This is a genomic window from Burkholderia reimsis, from assembly GCF_003294055.1.
GTDB lineage: Bacteria > Pseudomonadota > Gammaproteobacteria > Burkholderiales > Burkholderiaceae > Burkholderia > Burkholderia cepacia.
Genome location: NZ_QMFZ01000028.1, coordinates 108,903 through 126,220, shown reverse-complemented (window position 1 = coordinate 126,220; position 17,318 = coordinate 108,903). Strand labels below are relative to the sequence as shown.

Below are 17,318 nucleotides of genomic sequence, written 5' to 3'. Positions count from 1 at the left end.
GGGGAGCAGGGGCGTGGGTTTGCTGTTGTTGCTTCGGAAGTGCGGAATCTGGCGCAGCGTAGTGCGCAGGCGGCGAAGGAGATCAAATCGCTGATCGAGCATAGCGCGGGGACGGTGGGTGCCGGGTCGCGGCTGGTGAGTGAGGCGGGGAAGGTGATGAGTGATGTTGTGTCGCAGGTTCAAGGCGTTAGCGCGATGATGAGCGAGATTGCCGAGGCTAGCCTGGAGCAGAGTGCCGGGATCGATCAGATCGGGGATGCGGTGCAGTCGCTCGATCAGATGACGCAGCAGAACGCGGCTTTGGTCGAGGAAAGCGCGGCGGCAGCGGAGAGTTTGAAGCAGCAGGCGGCGGAATTGACCAAGCTGGTTTCGGCTTTTAAGGTGGATGAGTAAGGGTTGATTTGGGGGTTGGGATTGGGTGTTTCTGAGGGCGGCTGCCGTGGGGTCACGGCGGCCGTTTTCGCTTGTTGGCGCCGGATTTGGCTGCATTTATAGAAATGAAACGCATTTCCGGATTGAAGGTTGAGGCGGTGACAGCCGACCGAGTCTTATTCTGGTATCGCAAGAAGGTCGCGGCGGAGGCTGGCGCGGCCAAAACGGCGGATCGGGTGGATCTGAACAAGGAATATACGGCCGAGATGAATGCAAGGCTGGTTACGCTAGTCGGGACGGTCAAGGCGAAGGGGTTTTCGGCGAAGGCAGTCGGTAATGTGAAAAGCATTGCTTTCGATGACGGGATGACGCTCGGGCGTGAGGGGCCGTTCTTGATGTTGAATGACTGGAAAGTGGATCTGCCTAATTAGACTGTTCCTCTTTTGGAGACTTGGGCAAAGAGGACGGATACTGGGATCAAGTCCACGGATGATGCTGCCGTTATCTTCGATAGCGTGCCCTTTTATACGTCCGTGTTCACTGATGATGCAGCGGCGTTTCGGCTTGCCGAGTTACCGGTGAAGCGGCGGCGGACTCATGCGGTCCTGAAGGGGGTGGCTCGGGGAAAGTCCGGATCGGGTGGCGGAGCGGCCGAATACCTTGGTTATCTCCATTAAGCGAGGGCGAGAGTTTATGTTCTCTGGCGGGAGGTGAAGACGCCGGGGATTGGGACTGGTTGGGCGCGGACCGGCAGCCGAGGAGAGACGATAAGTTTGTTCAGGTGAACTATGCGCGGCTCGTATCTGAAGCGCGGGCAATGATGAGTGATGTTGTTCAATAGAATAAATCGCTTTATTAAGTTCCTTGCACTTGATGAATTCGTATTTTGTGTGCTTCGCACATATCATTCGAATGTAGTTTTTTTGCCATGTCGTTACGAGAATTTTCTTGATATTTTTGGTAAATTCTGTTGGAGTGTGGTGACGTAGAACGTCGAAAAGAATCGATAATCGGGGGTGTGAGTTGGCGACGCGAGACGAAGAAAAGAAGCACAAGAAGATATCGTTAAATACATTTTTGCTCAAGAAGCCGGGCGGAAGTGCATCCGGGAAGTTTTGGTCCGAACGCGAATTTCTTGCAAAACCACTGGACCGAGATGGAAAGCCGAAGCAAATCGACGTGGATGAGTACTCGCTCGGAGCTAAGGGCAAGTTCGGAACATTGTATGTGAGAAAGCCTTTGACAGAATCAACTCCGGAATGGGTTGGTTTTGTCTCTCCCCAATTAAATCGACTGAGCAGACTTGACGGGTTGAAGAATAAAAGTGTATCGGCTCTCCTCGTGACGACTGTCAAGGGAAGGCAATTTGCAATTGCATTTGGCCATGGTCGATATATGTTGGATTTGGAATGTGTTGAAACCCGATTTGGAATTAGGGTGGCGCTTAATAGTATATCGCCAGATAAAATTGCGTCTCTCGACCGCCAGACATTTGAGGCAACGCCGAGAATCAGCAGAACGCAAGCATTGCGTGCGACTTCTGTTGCGGAGTATGGAATTAATGAGCAACAAGATTTGTTGCGCGGACTGGTTGGATTTACCCTGGATAAATATAAAGAGGATCTCGGGGAAGTTTTGGCTGGGATGGATTCTCTTAAGGCGAGTGTTGGTATAGATCTCCCGCAATTGGAGAAGTTTCTTGAGGTTGCACTTAAAAGATCTTTGGCTAGAGATTATCAAAAAATAGATAACGGACAAGCAGGGGCGTTTGCGTGGGTGGACAATCTGGAGGTGGTGGAACGGCCGGATATTTTAGATGAACTCAATGGGGAACTCTGGAAATTATTCGAGGCTGAGGATTTTTCAACTATGTGGTTGGCCATCCCGGAAATTATCAACTGGGAGGATGTTACTGGGTTCTGTTACACGCGCGCGGAGTTGGAGTCGTCGATCCATGCGGCACTCGATATTCGGGATCTTAAAAAATCGTTGCGATCGAATGCTACTATGGAGACGTTGCGCTATCGCCCGATTTATATGGTGTTGTCGTCAGGTGTGCCTCCAAAAGTATATTATGCTTATAAGTGCCTGTACGCCGAGATAAAATATAATAAAGAGCTCTATATTTTGAATGCGGGTAGCTGGTATCGAGTAGAGTCTTCTTTTAAGAATTTGGTGGAGGGGTATTTCAAAAATATTATTAGGCGCGATTTTGTCGCGCCGTTTGTAGAGTATGATCATGATGGCGAGGGAAAATACAACGAGGCGGTCGCAGCTAATCTTCCTCGCAAGTATGCAATGCTTGATCGTAAATTGATTTCTTTTGGCGGGAAATCTAGCAAGATTGAGGTGTGTGATCTGTATGCGGTCGGTTCGTCGAGTGGGGAGAAAAATCGCCTTATACATGTCAAGCGAGGCCGGAGTTCTGCGACGTTGAGTCATCTTTTTGCACAAGGACTCGTGTCGTCGACTCTGTTGGTAAGCGAGCCTGGTTTCGTTGCGGAGGTTAATAAGCAACTTGTCAAGCAGAATTTCGTGAAATTCCCTGCTAAACCGGTCGGTAGTCGTTATGAGGTGGTTTTTGCGATTATTGATGGACCGTTCGGAGCGAAACTGGATCTTCCATTCTTTAGCAAAGTTAATCTTAGGGTGTGTGGACGAGCGCTACAAAACTTTGGATTCACTGTAAGTCTTCTACATATACCGGAATCCGCGAAATTTCTCGCAGAGGCGAGAAAGCGAAAGGATAAAAAGCAGGCAGGTGGCGGAGTTGCGGTGAAGTCCGCGGTTCGGCGGGCTAAACGAGCGGGGAAACCGTGAGAGCTTTTTGCTCGCTTATTGCGATGCTATTGGAAATCACCCGTTGGAGCGGGTGATTCTCTTCATTTTGCACTAGGGCGGAGCGGCCTCGAATAAATACGAGCTTTGCGGTTGCGTTGGCCGACTTGAGGGCCCTTCAAAGCGAGATTTGATTTTTGGATCACCCTACTACTTACCGTTGAACTTCTGATCGCCTGACAGATGGCGAGGGTGCGATTTTTGCTGGATGCGGTCGGCTCGACGTCGGCTTCCAGAACTGGGTTGCCGTTGGGCTACAGTCGGCTATCTTCTTTGCTCAAACAATCATTCACCACTGATCCGCCGCATTGCTTGCGCAACCCAAAACGGGTATAGGATCGCCCCATTTCGTACTCGCCTTAGTCACGTTCTCCAAAAATTGTGAATTTTTGCTTATGGCCGGCATCTTCTGTCAGTAAGAAGGCACGATCGGATACTGAAACAATGGTCGCGTATGCAGTTGCGCCGTTGGGATAGAGATTTGATAGGTTAGGCAAATGTACATTCCCGCCTAGGACCTGCATGATCTCATTGGCCGAAAATTTATTTGCCCCGAATACGATCGTCGAGGGAGTAGTTTTCATCTCGTCCATGGTCGTCGTGATACTTTTATCTACCACGGACCAGGTTCCAGCCCAACTTGCCAAGTATTCCACTCGAACAGGATCGGGTGAATTATCTCGGGCGATAAGTGTCATGATCCCGCTGGTGTTATATCTTCCGTTTTTAAAGTACTCGCTGGTACCTCGAAAACCGAGGCTTACATGATCGATTGGATTGTATTCCCACTGAGTAGTCCATCGACCAAGGAAATGTGAATCTATTGTTGTATTCGAAAAAATACTTTGAATTTTGCCAACAAAATCTACAGTGCTGGAAATGTAGCTCATCGCGGAAAATATCATTGTGATGATAACGCCGAGCTTAATTTTTTTGTTCACTTTGTAACTTGTCGAGTAGGATCTGTCGGATGGAATCGTGAGTTGCGCAGCCCATAGGCGTCAATATTATATTTCGTGCATAATAAAGTATTTTGAGTGCATTCTTTGTTTGCTATGGGGGGTTTTGATCAACGGGAAATTGTCCGGTGCATTGTGCGTACAATCTGCACAATGGCCGCATCCATTACGGCGGCGGTCTTGTCGGAATCAATTAGGCAGGTAACCTCGGGTCAAATAATACCTCCATTTAGCCGCCGCGTTCTGTACGACCGATCCGACGCGGAAGCAGCCATCAGACAGATCCCTGATTAGCTGACCGTTCAGGATCGGCTGCAGCCGAACGCATCGGGCGGCATCCGCCATGGAGATCTTCGCCTGTGACGTCTATCGAGTTGCAAAAAGACTGACCGCGGTCACTCGTCCTGGGCAGTTTCCGACTTCATTTGTGCCATAAGGTGCCGGATATCCTCAAGTTCCAGGCGAATTTTCCGGGTATGGACAATTCGATGACATGTAGGGCAAAGCGTACGCCCTATAGCTAACGGCCAATCCTCTCATTTTCCGATTTCTGAGATGCCAACCCGACTACACTGGTCATGAAGCCTTGCTTCTCGCCATCGGAAGTTGACCGAAGTCCCCTCCGCCCGATGGTCGAACGAAAGCCGTCTTGCCCAACAAGACCCAGCGAAGAGGGGAGAAAGAAGGGGAAACTCGAGGGACCAAAGAAGCGCGGGCCGCATGGGCGGCAACCCATACGACCCGCTGACCACCACCAACTCATCACAGGAGTCGGAAATGGCTGACGCCAATACTAAGCCACGTCGTAGAAAGAACAAACCCGTCAACATGCAGAAGACGTTTGAGCTGGTCCTGCGCAACTACCCGGACCTTCCCAAGCGAGGCTGGCCGTACCGGCCGTGGATGAAGGCGATCGACATTGATTTGAAGATCTTCGGATTCAAGCCTGGCGACCGCGTATACCTGAACACCAACTACGTGACGCGGCAGATCACGATCACGCCGGACTACAGCCAGTTGGCGCTGCGAGAGCAGCCGTACCACGATCCTGACCGGGGGCCATCGCCGCTCTAACGCCGGGAAGGGCCGCTTGCTGCGGCTCTAACTAGTGGAGCGCAAGCGTTTCCGGAACGCGATTGAAAGCCGGGGCGGCACCGCCCCGGCCATTGCCGCAAACGCCGCGACTCGCACCCAAAGCGACTTTCAACAACTGTCACGACCGCAAGGCCCGTGAGGCTGCACCGCGCCTGCCTAAACAGCCGCCAGGGCTTCACATCACCGCCCGCCGACACCCCGCTTCACAACCGTCCCGCGCTGCAACACGTACTCGATCCGCGCACCTTCATCGGCCACCACCCCGATATCCTCAAGCGGATTCCCATCCAGCACGACGAGATCGGCGATCGCCCCTACCGCAACCACCCCAAGCTCCCCCGTCATATTCACAATCTCCGCCGCCACCGTCGTCGCCGACCTAAGCGCTTCCAGATTCCCAAGTACTTCCGCCCGAATCCGAAACTCCCCAGACTGAAACGCGTGCATCTCGCCGAGCAGGTCCGACCCGAACCCCATCTTCACACCTGCCTTTGCATAGATCTCAAGCGACTCGCGTCCTTTCTGCTGCACGGAAGCGACTTTCGCCACCGAGTCGGCAGGCATCCCAAACTCAGCCCCATGTTTCGCCAACGCGTCATAAGTCACCAGCGTAGGCACCACAAACGCCCCCCGCTCATGCATGAGCATCGCAGCTGCTTCATCCACGAGATTCCCATGCTCGATCGTCCGCACGCCGCATCTCACAGCCCGCGCAATCGCCCGCCCCGTATACGCATGCGCCATCACATAAGTATTCGCGGCTTCAGCCTCATCAACAATCGCCCGAATCTCGTCCTCCGAATACTGCGTGTTCGCAATCGGATCGGTCGGCGAGGCCACACCACCCGACGCCATGATCTTGATCTGCGTCGCGCCTTTCTGAATCTCCTCACGCACGGCGAGCCGCACCCCTTCGACGCCGTCGACGACTCGCGCAATCGCCCCCGTCCTGAAACAGCAGGAGCAAGGCTCCAGCAAATCCCCCCGAGGCCGGAAATCCCCATGCCCGCCCGTCTGAGACAACGCCTTCCCCGACGGAAAAATCCGCGGCCCCGCAACCAGCCCCGTCTCAACGGCCTGCATCAAACTCCAATCCGCGCCCCCCGCATCCCGCACACTGGTAAACCCCCGCGACAACATCGCATCGAGAATCGGCAGCGACCGAATCGCCGCGAGAATATTCGGCTGCGTCGCATTCGCACCCAGGTTCGCACTCGACGCCAGCACGTGCACATGGCAATCGATGAACCCCGGCATCACGGTCTTGCCGCGCACGTCGATCACCTGCGTGTTCGGCAAATCCACCGGTCGATCGGTGACTTCGACGATCCGCTCGCCTTCGATCACGACATGATGATGTTCGAGCAACACGCCTCGTTCGAGGTCGAGCACGTTGCCGCCTTGAAGCACGGTAATGGTCATGGGAGAACTATCCTTATCGAGTCGTTGCGGCCGCGCGCTTCGCATCCTTCACGAAGCGCGTGCCGACGAAACTGACGGCCGCCGCGAGCATCACGTAGAACGCGGGCGCCATGTTGCTGCCGGTGCGGGCGATGAGCCACGTGATCAGGAACGGCGCGAAGCCGCCGAAGATCGTCACCGCGAAGTTGTACGCAACGGATAACCCGGTCGACAGCACCTTGGTCGGAAACAGCTCCGCGAACGCCGCGAGGATCGGCCCCGTATAGGCCGCGATCAGCACGCCGAACACGGCCTGGAACACGATCAGCGACGCGAACCCGGGCGCATGGTTGATCCACGAGAACATCGGCCACGCGAGCACGAGGATCGCGAGCGCCGCGCCGGACAGGAACACGCGTCGTCCCCACGCGTCGGCGAGGCGCCCGACGATCGGCGAGCAGCACATGATCATCAGCCCGCCGACCATGCCGGCCGTGAAGCCGGTCGATTGCGGCAGATGCAGCGTGCGCACGGAATAGGTCGGCATGTAGAACAGCAGCACGTAGGTGCAGACGGTCCACAGGATGACCATCGAGAAACTCGCGAACGTCTCGCGCGGATACGTGCGCAGCACTTCTTTCAGCGGCGAGCTTTCCTTCGCCTGCGATTCGACGGCGCTGAACGCGGGCGTCTCGTCGAGATGGCTGCGAATGAAGTAGCCGACCGGCCCGACGATGATCCCGAGCAGGAACGGCAGCCGCCAGCCCCAGCTATGCAGCGCCTGCGTGTCGAGCGACGTCGTGACGAACGTGCCGGTCGCCGCACCGAGCAGCACCGCGAAGCCGATGCTCGACTGGATCCAGCTCGAGTAATACGCGCGCTTCTCCGGCGGCGCATATTCGGTGAGGAACGCGGTGGCGCCGCCCATCTCGCCGCCGGCCGAGAAGCCTTGCAGCAGCCGCGCGACGACGATCATCAGCGGCGCGGCGATGCCGGCCTGTTCGTAGGTCGGCGCGATTCCGATCAGCGCGGTGCCGCCCGCCATCAGCAGGATCGTGAGCGACAGCGCGGCCTTGCGTCCGACCTTGTCGGCATAGACGCCGAGCACGATGCCCCCCACCGGCCGCATGAAGAAGCCCACGCCGAACGTCGCGACGGTGAGCAGCACGGACGTCAGTTCGTTGCCGGTCGGGAAGAACAGCTTCGCGATGATCACCGCGAAGAAGCTGTAGACGGTGAAGTCGAACCATTCGAGGCCGTTGCCGATCACGGTCGCGACGATGGCGCGGCGGCGCTGTTGCACCGCCGCATCGACGGCGGGCGCGGCGCGTGGGGAAAGCGTTCCTTGCATGGTCTCTTCCTTGGTCAGAAGACGGGGCGGCTGCCCCGCGTGAATCCCATGCTAAGGACCGCCGCAATTGTTTCTGAAACGAAAGATTCGCATGCCTGCATGCGCGGCACGCATGCGTCGCGCCCGGAGCATTCAGGGCGCGGTCTGCTGCTCCGCCTGGTCGAACAGCCAGCGGGTGAACAGGCGGGCGGCCTGGTTCTGCGCGCGGTCGTTCGGCGAGATCACGTAATAGCCGCCGCCGTGGCTCGCGGACGCTTCCGTCACGCGCACGAGGAGGCCGGCTTCGATGCATGCGTCGATCATGTAACGCCAGCCGAGCGATACGCCCTGACCGAGAATCGTCATCTGCACGATCTGCGGATAGGCGTTGATCGCGATGTCCTGCGGCTGCGCCTTCTGCCGGTCGACGTCGTTGATGTCGAACCATTCGGACCACGACATCCATTGACGCTGCCCGTCTTCGAGGCGCAGCAGCGTTTCGTTCGCTAGGTCGGCCGCGTTCAGCGTGCGGCCGGCCAGATAACCCGGCGCGCAGACGGGAAACACTTCCTCGTCGAAGAGCTTGCGCGCGGTGTATTCGGCCGGTGCCTGCTGGCGCACGTAGTAGACGCCGACGTCGAATTCCGCCGGCGACATCGACGCAAGGCCGTCGCGCACGATCAGGCGCAGCTTGACGTTCGGATACGCGGTGCGAAAGTCTGGCAGCCGCGGCGTCAGCCAAAGCACCGCAACGCCGGACGAGCACGCGATCGTCAGCTCGAGATCGCCGTACGGTTTCATCACGTCGTGCGTGGCTTCCGCGCATTGGGTGAGCAGATGGTGGACCTGCGCTGCGTATTGCTCGCCGGCGATCGTCAGCCGCAGCGAGCGATGCTCGCGGACGAACAGCGAGCGGCCGAGGAATTCTTCCAGTTGTTGAATCTGACGGCTGATCGCGCTTTGGGTCAGGTGCAGTTCGGCGGCGGCTTTCGTGACGCTCGCATGTCGCACGGCGGCTTCGAACGCGACGAGGCACTGTAGAGGCGGAAGAGGCGTGATGCGCATGGCAGGCTGGTAGTCGAAGGGGGCTGCCGACATGATACGGACTGAGCGAACGGAGATCACAAGGCGAGAAGGGTGTTGCCGATCGGCGTATTCGTCCGGAGATTGTGCGCAACGCGCGCCCGGCCGGGTAAGGCGCGCAGCCGGTTGGGGCCACATCGATTCGCCCGAAAAGCGGACCGTGAGGTAAAACAGTTACAAGTTAGCAGTTGACGCGCGCCGGCCCGGCGGTTAGTGTACGCATCGAAGTCCAAGAAGTCCGATTGCTGTTCATCAATTGCTCGCTCTCCACAGCGGTATTCGTTGTCCTCTCCCTCCTTGACGCTTCACGCGCTCTTCAACGGCGCAAATCTCTCTATTTTTTTCTCAAGGAATCTTCATGGATACCGGTATCGTCAAGTGGTTCAACGACAGCAAGGGTTTTGGTTTCATCACGCCGGATAACGGCGGTGACGACCTGTTCGCCCACTTCTCCGAAATTCGTGCCGACGGCTTCAAGACGCTGGCTGAAAACCAGAAAGTGAGCTTCGAAACGAAGCAGGGCCCGAAGGGTCTGCAAGCGGCCAACATCACGCCGCTGTAAAGTTTGAAGGGCCCGGCCTCCCACGACGGACGCCGGGTCGCAGCGACACCCCCACGGAGCTTCGTCTCCTGAAGTTGGCGCGATTGCTCTTAGCTGCATCTGTTCATTCAGCAGCTCGCCAAGCGCCACACGCCTCGTTGCACTTCATTCCCCCCTCCGGCAGCAACGCCTCACTTTCGCTTTCCGAAAGCTTCAGATTCAGCTCGCAATGGCTTTGAATCGGCGCGTCCGTGCATATTGCGCACGGCATGCGCGCACTCGAACATGATTAAAATTAAAAATGCAAAACAAACAAATTCAACAATACAACGGCTATGCCGTCCAACCCTCGGCGCATCGTTTGCCCGACGGTAGTTTTTCATCCAACCTGGTGCTCGAACGTACCGACAGCACACCCGCGGAAGGCCGCTACCAGTTCTATTCGCTCGATTACTTCGCAAGCGAAGCGCAGGCACTGCGGCACTCGGCCCGCTGGGCACGTCGCTGGATCGACACACGCGGTTAAAGGTAACGCCGCGGTACCCGACACCCCACGCAGATGAGTCACCCGGGCGCGCACGACAAGGCGTGTCCAACCCTCGCGCGATCGATTCGTCAGGCTTTGATTCGATCGGCGCGCCACGCTCTCCCGGTTCCGAAGCTGGCCTGTCGCCGAGCATGGTCGGCAGGCACTTGAACGCGCCCGTGCAACGCGAGGCCACGCGTACAGGTGCTCGTCGCCTCGCATCATTCGTGCGAAGATTGATTGCACATCACACTCGCCCGAGAACGACGTGACCCCATTCAACCCCGAGAGCAAACCGGACACCGCCCACCCGCCCTGGATGCCCGTCGCGATGGCGGAACTCGGCATCCGCCGCGATCCGCCCGGCAGCGTCAATCCGCGCATCGTCGAATACAACAACCAGACGAACCTGGTCGGCTACGACGACAAGATTTCCTGGTGCTCGTCGTTCGTCAACTGGTGCATGACGCATGCCGGCATTCGCGGCACGGGCTCCGCGCTCGCGCGTTCGTGGCTCGAATGGGGCCGGCCGCTGGAGCGCCCTGTGTACGGCTGCATCGCGATCCTGACGCGCGACGATCCCGCGAGCTGGAAAGGGCATGTCGGTTTCTACCTGCGTCACGACGACGAGCACGTACATCTGTTCGGCGGCAATCAACTGGAAGAGGTGCGCGAACTCGCGTACCCGTTGAACGAAGTGATCGGCTACCGCTGGCCCCACGCCGTCTGACCAACCGCCGCGGCGCAAACAAAACTTCGAACATCACTTTTCAAGCGGCGGCTGATCCGTCGCACACGCCGCATCGATCCACGCGGAGCCCGCCGACGCGCTCGTCGCACGGTCGCCGATCTCCGTCCTGACAAGGAGCCTGTAGTGCAAACCGGAAATCTCCGTCTCTATGCGGATACGCAATACGCGAGCCCTTACGCGATGTCGGTGTTCGTCGCCCTCGAGGAAAAAGGGCTGACCTACGAACTGGTGACCGTCGATCTCGGCAACCGCGCGCATTTCGCACCCGACTACGCGGCGACGTCGCTGACGCAACGCGTACCGACGCTCGTGCACGACGATTTCGCGCTGTCGGAATCGTCGGCGATCACCGAGTATCTCGACGAGATTTTCCCGGGCACACGGCTCTATCCGGCCGATCCGCGCCAGCGCGCGCAGGCGCGACAGGTGCAGGCGTGGCTGCGCAGCGACCTGATGGCGATCCGCACGGAACGGTCGACCGAAGTGCTGTTCTACGGGCCGTCGAGCGAGCCGCTGTCGAGCCTGGCGCAGGCTGCCGCGCAGAAGCTGTTCGCGGCCGCCGAAAAGCTGCTCGCACCGGGTGCGGCAAACCTGTTCGGCGAGTGGAGTATCGCGGATGTCGACCTCGCGGTGATGCTGAACCGTCTGGTGCTGAATGACGATCCGGTGCCGCAGCGCCTCGCCGACTATGCGCGTGCGCAGTGGGAGCGGCCGTCGGTGCAGCGCTGGGTGAAGCTGAAGCGGCCGCCGCTGTAATCCGCGGGTGCAAGGCGCGCGGCAGCGGCACGAAAAAACGTGTGCCGGCTGCCGGCGCGCCGCGTTTCAGATCGTCCCGCATGCAACCAAAATCGGCGTGCTAGAGTTAGCCGGCATTCCTCCTCACCTGAATCCTCCCGAACCGCCATGAGCTATCTTCCCCAACTCGCCGCAGTCGGCGGCGTGATGTTGCTGGCGTGCGTCAGCCCCGGCCCCGACCTGATCGCTGTTTCGTCCCATGCGCTCGGCAATCGCCGTGCGGGTTTGCTGGCCGCGTTGGGCATTGCGTCGTCGCATGCCGTGTGGGCGGCGATGGCGATTTTCGGGCTCGGGCTGATCGTCGCGAAGCTCGCATGGCTGTACGAGGTGATCCGCATCGCCGGTGCGGCTTACCTGATTTACCTGGGCATCAGGACGCTGTCGGGCCTGCGCCAGTCGGCAAGGCAGGCCGAAGCGGCAAGCCAGCCGATCGTTCGCGGCGGCGTGCACGCATACCGGAAAGGGCTGCTGGTCGGCCTGACCAACCCGAAAGCCGCGGCGTTCTTCGGCAGCCTGTTCGTCACGCTGCTGCCCGCGCATGCGCCGGCATGGGTGCATGGCGCGACGCTGGCCGTGGTCGTCGCCGTATCGCTGACATGGTTCTGCACGGTGGCCGTGCTGTTCTCGACGAACCGCGTGCAGACGGGTTACGCGAGACTGCGCAAGCCGATCGATGCGGTGATGGGGACGATCCTGTTGGGGCTCGGCGCGAAGCTGGCGCTGGATCGGTAACGCTGCGATGAACATGCTCGGCCCGATCCTCATCGGGCTCCTGCTGGCTGCCGGAGTGTTCGCCGCGATCCGGTTCTGGCACAAGCGCATCACGCGTATCGTCACCGTCATCGCGGGGCTGGGCATTGCGTGGCTGGCGGTTTACCTGATCGCGTTGTCGTCGGTCAAATGTCTGGGGTCGTGCGGTTGACGAGCGGGACGCCGGCAAGTGTCGAGGCCGGCGTCGTATCGTGATCACGTTCAGTTCTTCGCCACCGCCTCCACCGTCGGCCCACCCGTCGCGTCGTTCCTGCTCCACCCGCCCCCAAGCGACCGATAAAGCGCGACCGCCGCGAGCGCATGCTCGCGCCTGACCTGGTTGAGCGAATCCGAATCCCGCAGATACACCTCCTGCGCCGACAGCACATCCAGAAAATCCGTCGCGCCACCCTTGTAGAGCTGATTCGCCAGCCCGAGCGCCTTGTCCGACGCAGCGAGCGCACTATCGAGCCGCCGCGTCGCCTCATCGGCGCTGACGAGATTCGCACGTGCATCCTCGACTTCCCGCAACGCCTGCAGCATCGTCTGCCGTAACCCGAGTTCCGACTCGCGCATCCGGCTTTCGCTCTGCGAGATATCGGCCGTAATCCGCCCCGCATTGAAGATCGGGCTCGTCGCGCTCAACGCCGCGCTGAACAGGTTGTCGGTCAACGTCGGCAACCCGAGATAGGAAGCCGCGAGAATCCCGTCCGTCAGGTTCAACGAAAACTTCGGATACCGCTCGGCCTTCGCCACGCCGACTTGTGCCGCCCGCCGCTCGACCTGCGCATACGCAGTCAGCACATCGGGCCGCCGCAGCAACGCCTGCGAAGGCAACGTACCGGGCGCGCCAGCCGGCGGCGCGGGAATGTCGCCGGCCTGCGCGAGCACGAGCCGATCGACAGATTCCGGCGTGCGCCCCGAATACACGGCAATGAGATTGAGCTGATGCGAAATCTGCGCCTGCGTCGGCGGAATCCGCGCTTCGAGCGCGTCGAGCTGGTTCTGCGCACGCGTGACGTCGAGTTCCGTCGACAGCCCGAACGCCTGTCGCTTGCGCGTGAGCTCGAGCGCATGCTGCCGGATCTTCGCGTTGTCCTGAAGGATCTTCAGTTCCTGCTGTGCCCAGCGCAGATCGACATACGCGGACGCCGCATCCGCTGCGAGCGCGAGCCGCATCGCATCTTCCGCATGCTTCTGGCCGACGAGTTCCGCCTGCGCGGCGAGCAGGTCGAGCCGTTCGCCGCCGAATACGTCGGGCGACCAGCTCAGCGCGAGCCCCGCGCCGGCCTGCCGCACGTAGCCGAGCGGCGGTGGCGTGTTCTGGCGTGCGTCGGCCGCATGCGCGGTCGCGTCGAGTTCGGGCAGCAGCACCGCGCGCTTCTGCACGGTCAGCGCCTGCGCCTGCTTCACGCGTTCGGCCGCGGCCTGCAGATCGAGGTTGCCGTCGAGCACAACCGCGATCAGCCGGTCGAGCACGGGATCGTGGAATTGCGCCCACCAGGCGGCGGCGTCGATGTCCGCGCGCGGCACGTCGGTATCCCATGCGGCGGGGGCGAGCGTCTGGACGGATTCGGACAGCGCCGGATGCTGCGCGGGCTGCACCGCGCACCCGGCGGCGAATGCGCTGACAGCCAGCGCGACGAGTAGCTTTTTCATGATGATGACCCTGGCCTCAGTGCGCGTCCGGCGGCGGCGCGTTCAACGTAATGGGTTTGGAAAACACGACGGCAAACAGCGCGACGACGAAACACAGCGACAGCACGTAATACGCATCCGCATAAGTGAGCGTCAGCGCCTCTCGATAGATCAGCCGATGCAGGTTCGCGAGCCCGGCCTGCGCGGTATTCAGCGTATTGCCGGCCACCGAGCCCCAGTAAGCCGCCTGTCGATCGAGCAACGACGCGATCTGCGGTTCGCCGGCGCTCACGTGCTCGTTCAGCCGCAGGTAGTGAAAATTCAGCCGGTCGTTGAGCATCGTCGCGCTCACCGCGATGCCGATCGCGCCGCCGAGATTGCGCATCAGGTTGAACAGGCCGCTCGCCGATTTCAGCCGCGACTGCGGCAGCGAGCCGAGCGCCATCGTCACGATCGGCGGCACGCTGAACTGCTGGCCGATGCCGCGCAGCGCCTGCGGCAGCAGCAATTCGCGCCAGCCCCAGTCGTGCGTGATCGGCGTGTACAGGTAGCAGCCGAGGCCGAAACAGATCAGCCCGAACACGAGCAGCGCACGCAGGCTGAAGAAACGCGCGGCGAACGCATACGCGCAGAGCGCGACCAACTGGAACGCACCGACCGACAGCAGCGCGATGCCGATCTGCAGCGAGCTGAACGCGCGCACCTGTGCAAGAAACAGCGGCGTCAGGAACACGGTCACGAAGATCCCGATGCCGGTCACGAACGACAGCAGGCTGCCGATCCCGAAGTTGCGCACGGCGAGCGCGCGCAGGTCGACGATCGGATCTTTCGCGGTCAGGGCATGCACGAGGAACAGGAAGCCGCAGATGCCGGAGATCCACGCGCAGATCACGATCGCATCGTCGCCGAACCAGTTCTTGCGCGGGCCTTCCTCCAGCACGTATTCGAGGCAGCCGAGGAAACCCGACATCAGCACGATGCCGAGGTAGTCGCCGCGCTTGATGAGGCTCAGGTCGGGTTCGTCGATATGCACGTAGCGCGGCACGAGTGCGGCCACCGCGATGCCCGGTACGAGGTTCAGGTAGAACAGCCAGTGCCACGACCATTGATCGGTGATCCAGCCGCCGATCACGGGGCCGATCGCCGGCGCGAGCGACGCGAGCGCGCCGATGGTCGTCGACGCGATCAGCCGCTGCCTGCCCGGGAACAGCACGAATGCGGTGGTGAACACGGTCGGGATCATCGCGGCGCCGAGCGCGCCTTGCAGCCCGCGAAACAGGATCATCGAGTTGATGTCCCACGCGAGCCCGCACAGCATGCTCGTGATCGTGAAGCCGACGGCCGACGCGACGAACAGCCAGCGCGTCGACATCACCTTCGACAGCCAGCCCGACATCGGGATCACGATGATCTCGGCGATCAGGTAGGCCGTCTGCACCCACGACAATTCGTCCTGGCTGGCGGACAGGCCGCCGCCGATGTCGCGCAGCGACGACGCGACGATCTGGATGTCGAGCGTCGCCATGAAGAAGCCGACGCACATCAGCGCGAAGGCGAAAACGCGCTGCTTCGTCGGTTGCGACGCCGGGTCGCCGGAAAACGCGGTGGTCATCGTCGTCTCCCGTTCAGCTCGCGCGGCCGGTATGCACGGTCACGACCGCGGACAGGCCGGGGCGCAGCACGTGCTCGAGGCCCGGCTGCGGATCGAGATGCACGCGCACGGGCACGCGCTGGACGATCTTCGTGAAGTTGCCGGTCGCGTTCTCGGGCGGCAGCACGCTGAAGGTCGCGCCGGTCGCGGGCGCGAGGCTGTCGACGCGGCCGTGCAGGCGCGTGCTCGACGCATCGAGCGACACGTCGACGCGATCGCCCGCGTGCATCTTGCGCAGCTGGTCTTCCTTGAAGTTCGCGTCGATCCACAGTCCGGAAGCCGGCACGATCGTCAGCAGCGGCACGCCGACGTTCGCGAGCATCCCGACGCGGCCCGTGCGATTGCCGACGTAACCGTCGACCGGCGAGCGGATCGTCGTGTATTCGACGTTGAGCGCGGCGACGCGCTGCGCGGCGAGCGCGGTGTTCACGCGCGCCCGCGCGTCGGCGAGCTGCGCGCCGAGCACGTCGAGCTGCCGCTTCGACGCGAGCAGCGCGGCGTCGCTGCGTTCGACGGCGGCGCCGGCCTTCGAATAATCGGCGTCCGCGCGTTCGACGATCTGGTTCGACACCGCGTCGGATTTCACGAGCTCGCGGTAGCGCACACGATCCGATGCGGCGCGTGTCAGCTCGGCCGACGAAGCGTTCTTGTCCGCTGCGTGCTGTCCGATCACCGCATATTGCAGTTGCTGCTTCGCCTCGAGTTCGGTCACGGCGGAGCGCGCGCTGTCGACTTCGGCGCTGGCCTGCGCGAGCTTCGCGTCGTAGTCGCGCGCATCGAGCTGCACGAGCACGTCACCGGCCTTCACGCGCTGGTTGTCGGTCACGAGGATCTTGTCGACGAAGCCGTTGACCTTCGGCGCGAGCACCGTCACGTCGCCGCCGACATAGGCATCGTCGGTGCTTTCCTGGAAGCGCAGCACGAACAGCCAGTCGAGCGCGGCGGCGGCCACGACGACGACGACGGCACCCACCGCGATGCGCATCCACGGCACGCGGCGCTGTTGCTTCGCGGGTTGGTCGGTTGTGGCTGCTTCGCGTGACGCGGCAGCGGCTTGGGTCGTTTCCATCGATTCACCTATGTATATGCACGTATCAGAACGAAAGACGGCGTGCCGTCCGTCGGGGAAGTCGTCAATCAGCGTTCCGGCAGGTTGTGCGTGATCCGGAACAATTCGTCTCTGAGGCGGGCCGCCTGCGCCGACCCGAAACACCGCTCGAATGCTTCCTGCGCGGCGAGCCAGTGCACGTGCGCGTCGGCGACCTTGGTTTCGCCGTGCGCGGTGAGCGCGAACGTCTGGCCGCGGCACGGCGGCTCGATCCGGCCCGTCACCAGCGCCGCGCCGACGAGCGGCTTGAGCGCGCGCAGCAGCGCGGTGCGTTCGATCACCAGCATGCTCGACAAGGTCGCCATCGTCAGGCCGGGCTGGTCGCGCAGCAGCGCGAGAATGCTGTATTGCGATGGCGTGACGCCCGCGCGCGACAGATAGCGCTCGTAGAACTGCGAGATTCGCCGGGCGGCTTGCCGGACCGCGAAGCAATCGTCATCGGTGAGCGTCGTCTTGTGCATGTGCACATGTTAGGGCGCG

Annotated in this window: 18 protein-coding genes; 10 read left to right on the top strand and 8 right to left on the bottom strand. The window is 60.6% G+C overall.

All coding sequences use genetic code 11. The features are described 5' to 3' along the window. The 3 genes from DPV79_RS28350 to DPV79_RS28340 form a co-directional block, all read left to right on the top strand. Positions 1 to 393, top strand: a 393-nt coding sequence (locus DPV79_RS28350; RefSeq protein ID WP_230878342.1) for a methyl-accepting chemotaxis protein, incomplete at its 5' end; no start/stop codon positions are given. 104 nt (positions 394 to 497) lie between these two features. Beyond that, a complete protein-coding gene (locus DPV79_RS28345; protein ID WP_113047049.1) occupies positions 498 to 803 on the top strand; it encodes a hypothetical protein in 306 nt (101 codons plus the stop codon). Positions 804 to 1,395: 592 nt separating this feature from the next. Further along, positions 1,396 to 3,192, top strand: a complete 1,797-nt coding sequence (locus tag DPV79_RS28340; RefSeq protein ID WP_165843584.1) for a TIGR04141 family sporadically distributed protein — start codon at positions 1,396 to 1,398, stop codon at positions 3,190 to 3,192. A gap of 377 nt (positions 3,193 to 3,569) precedes the next feature. On the opposite strand, the gene DPV79_RS42270 is transcribed toward DPV79_RS28340, so the two are convergent. Further along, positions 3,570 to 4,151 carry a hypothetical protein gene (locus DPV79_RS42270; protein ID WP_133295736.1) on the bottom strand — a complete coding sequence of 194 codons (582 nt, stop codon included), beginning with the start codon at positions 4,149 to 4,151 and terminating at the stop codon, positions 3,570 to 3,572. A 795-nt stretch (positions 4,152 to 4,946) separates the two neighbouring features. Between DPV79_RS42270 and DPV79_RS28335 the strand changes: the two genes are divergently transcribed. Further along, positions 4,947 to 5,243: a hypothetical protein gene (locus tag DPV79_RS28335; RefSeq protein ID WP_113047047.1), complete on the top strand. Its 297-nt coding sequence runs from the start codon at positions 4,947 to 4,949 to the stop codon at positions 5,241 to 5,243. Positions 5,244 to 5,444: 201 nt separating this feature from the next. Here DPV79_RS28335 and DPV79_RS28330 read toward each other — a convergent pair whose 3' ends face one another. The 3 genes from DPV79_RS28330 to DPV79_RS28320 form a co-directional block, all read right to left on the bottom strand. After that, positions 5,445 to 6,686 (bottom strand): metal-dependent hydrolase family protein, encoded by a 1,242-nt coding sequence (locus tag DPV79_RS28330; RefSeq protein ID WP_113047046.1) that lies wholly within the window; start codon positions 6,684 to 6,686, stop codon positions 5,445 to 5,447. A 13-nt stretch (positions 6,687 to 6,699) separates the two neighbouring features. Beyond that, positions 6,700 to 8,016, bottom strand: coding sequence for an MFS transporter (locus DPV79_RS28325; RefSeq protein ID WP_111996911.1), 1,317 nt, complete (start codon positions 8,014 to 8,016; stop codon positions 6,700 to 6,702). Positions 8,017 to 8,148: 132 nt separating this feature from the next. Beyond that, positions 8,149 to 9,060, bottom strand: a complete 912-nt coding sequence (locus tag DPV79_RS28320; protein ID WP_113047045.1) for a LysR substrate-binding domain-containing protein — start codon at positions 9,058 to 9,060, stop codon at positions 8,149 to 8,151. A 376-nt stretch (positions 9,061 to 9,436) separates the two neighbouring features. Here DPV79_RS28320 and DPV79_RS28315 point away from each other — a divergent pair, with 376 nt between their 5' ends. The 6 genes from DPV79_RS28315 (at position 9,437) to DPV79_RS28290 (ending at position 12,613) form a co-directional block, all read left to right on the top strand. Further along, complete coding sequence (locus DPV79_RS28315; protein ID WP_027790965.1) at positions 9,437 to 9,640, top strand: cold-shock protein; 204 nt, start codon at positions 9,437 to 9,439, stop codon at positions 9,638 to 9,640. A gap of 280 nt (positions 9,641 to 9,920) precedes the next feature. After that, positions 9,921 to 10,145, top strand: coding sequence for a hypothetical protein (locus tag DPV79_RS28310; protein WP_059684558.1), 225 nt, complete (start codon positions 9,921 to 9,923; stop codon positions 10,143 to 10,145). A 319-nt stretch (positions 10,146 to 10,464) separates the two neighbouring features. Then, complete coding sequence (locus tag DPV79_RS28305) at positions 10,465 to 10,875, top strand: TIGR02594 family protein (protein ID WP_113047044.1); 411 nt, start codon at positions 10,465 to 10,467, stop codon at positions 10,873 to 10,875. A 144-nt stretch (positions 10,876 to 11,019) separates the two neighbouring features. Then, positions 11,020 to 11,652 (top strand): glutathione transferase, encoded by a 633-nt coding sequence (gene yfcF, locus DPV79_RS28300; RefSeq protein ID WP_113047043.1) that lies wholly within the window; start codon positions 11,020 to 11,022, stop codon positions 11,650 to 11,652. Between the two features lie 147 nt (positions 11,653 to 11,799). Continuing rightward, positions 11,800 to 12,423 carry a LysE family transporter gene (locus tag DPV79_RS28295; RefSeq protein WP_113047042.1) on the top strand — a complete coding sequence of 208 codons (624 nt, stop codon included), beginning with the start codon at positions 11,800 to 11,802 and terminating at the stop codon, positions 12,421 to 12,423. A gap of 7 nt (positions 12,424 to 12,430) precedes the next feature. Then, positions 12,431 to 12,613 carry a hypothetical protein gene (locus DPV79_RS28290; protein WP_113047041.1) on the top strand — a complete coding sequence of 61 codons (183 nt, stop codon included), beginning with the start codon at positions 12,431 to 12,433 and terminating at the stop codon, positions 12,611 to 12,613. A gap of 50 nt (positions 12,614 to 12,663) precedes the next feature. Here DPV79_RS28290 and DPV79_RS28285 read toward each other — a convergent pair whose 3' ends face one another. The 4 genes from DPV79_RS28285 to DPV79_RS28270 all read right to left on the bottom strand — a co-directional run bounded on the left by DPV79_RS28285 (position 12,664) and on the right by DPV79_RS28270 (position 17,299). Then, positions 12,664 to 14,100, bottom strand: coding sequence for an efflux transporter outer membrane subunit (locus DPV79_RS28285; protein WP_060376294.1), 1,437 nt, complete (start codon positions 14,098 to 14,100; stop codon positions 12,664 to 12,666). 16 nt (positions 14,101 to 14,116) lie between these two features. Beyond that, positions 14,117 to 15,691, bottom strand: a complete 1,575-nt coding sequence (locus DPV79_RS28280; protein WP_027790970.1) for a DHA2 family efflux MFS transporter permease subunit — start codon at positions 15,689 to 15,691, stop codon at positions 14,117 to 14,119. Positions 15,692 to 15,704: 13 nt separating this feature from the next. Further along, on the bottom strand, positions 15,705 to 16,799 hold the full coding sequence (locus DPV79_RS28275; protein WP_059493614.1) for an HlyD family secretion protein: 1,095 nt from the start codon (positions 16,797 to 16,799) through the stop codon (positions 15,705 to 15,707). 68 nt (positions 16,800 to 16,867) lie between these two features. Then, positions 16,868 to 17,299: a MarR family winged helix-turn-helix transcriptional regulator gene (locus DPV79_RS28270; RefSeq protein ID WP_113047040.1), complete on the bottom strand. Its 432-nt coding sequence runs from the start codon at positions 17,297 to 17,299 to the stop codon at positions 16,868 to 16,870. Positions 17,300 to 17,318 lie beyond the last annotated feature (19 nt).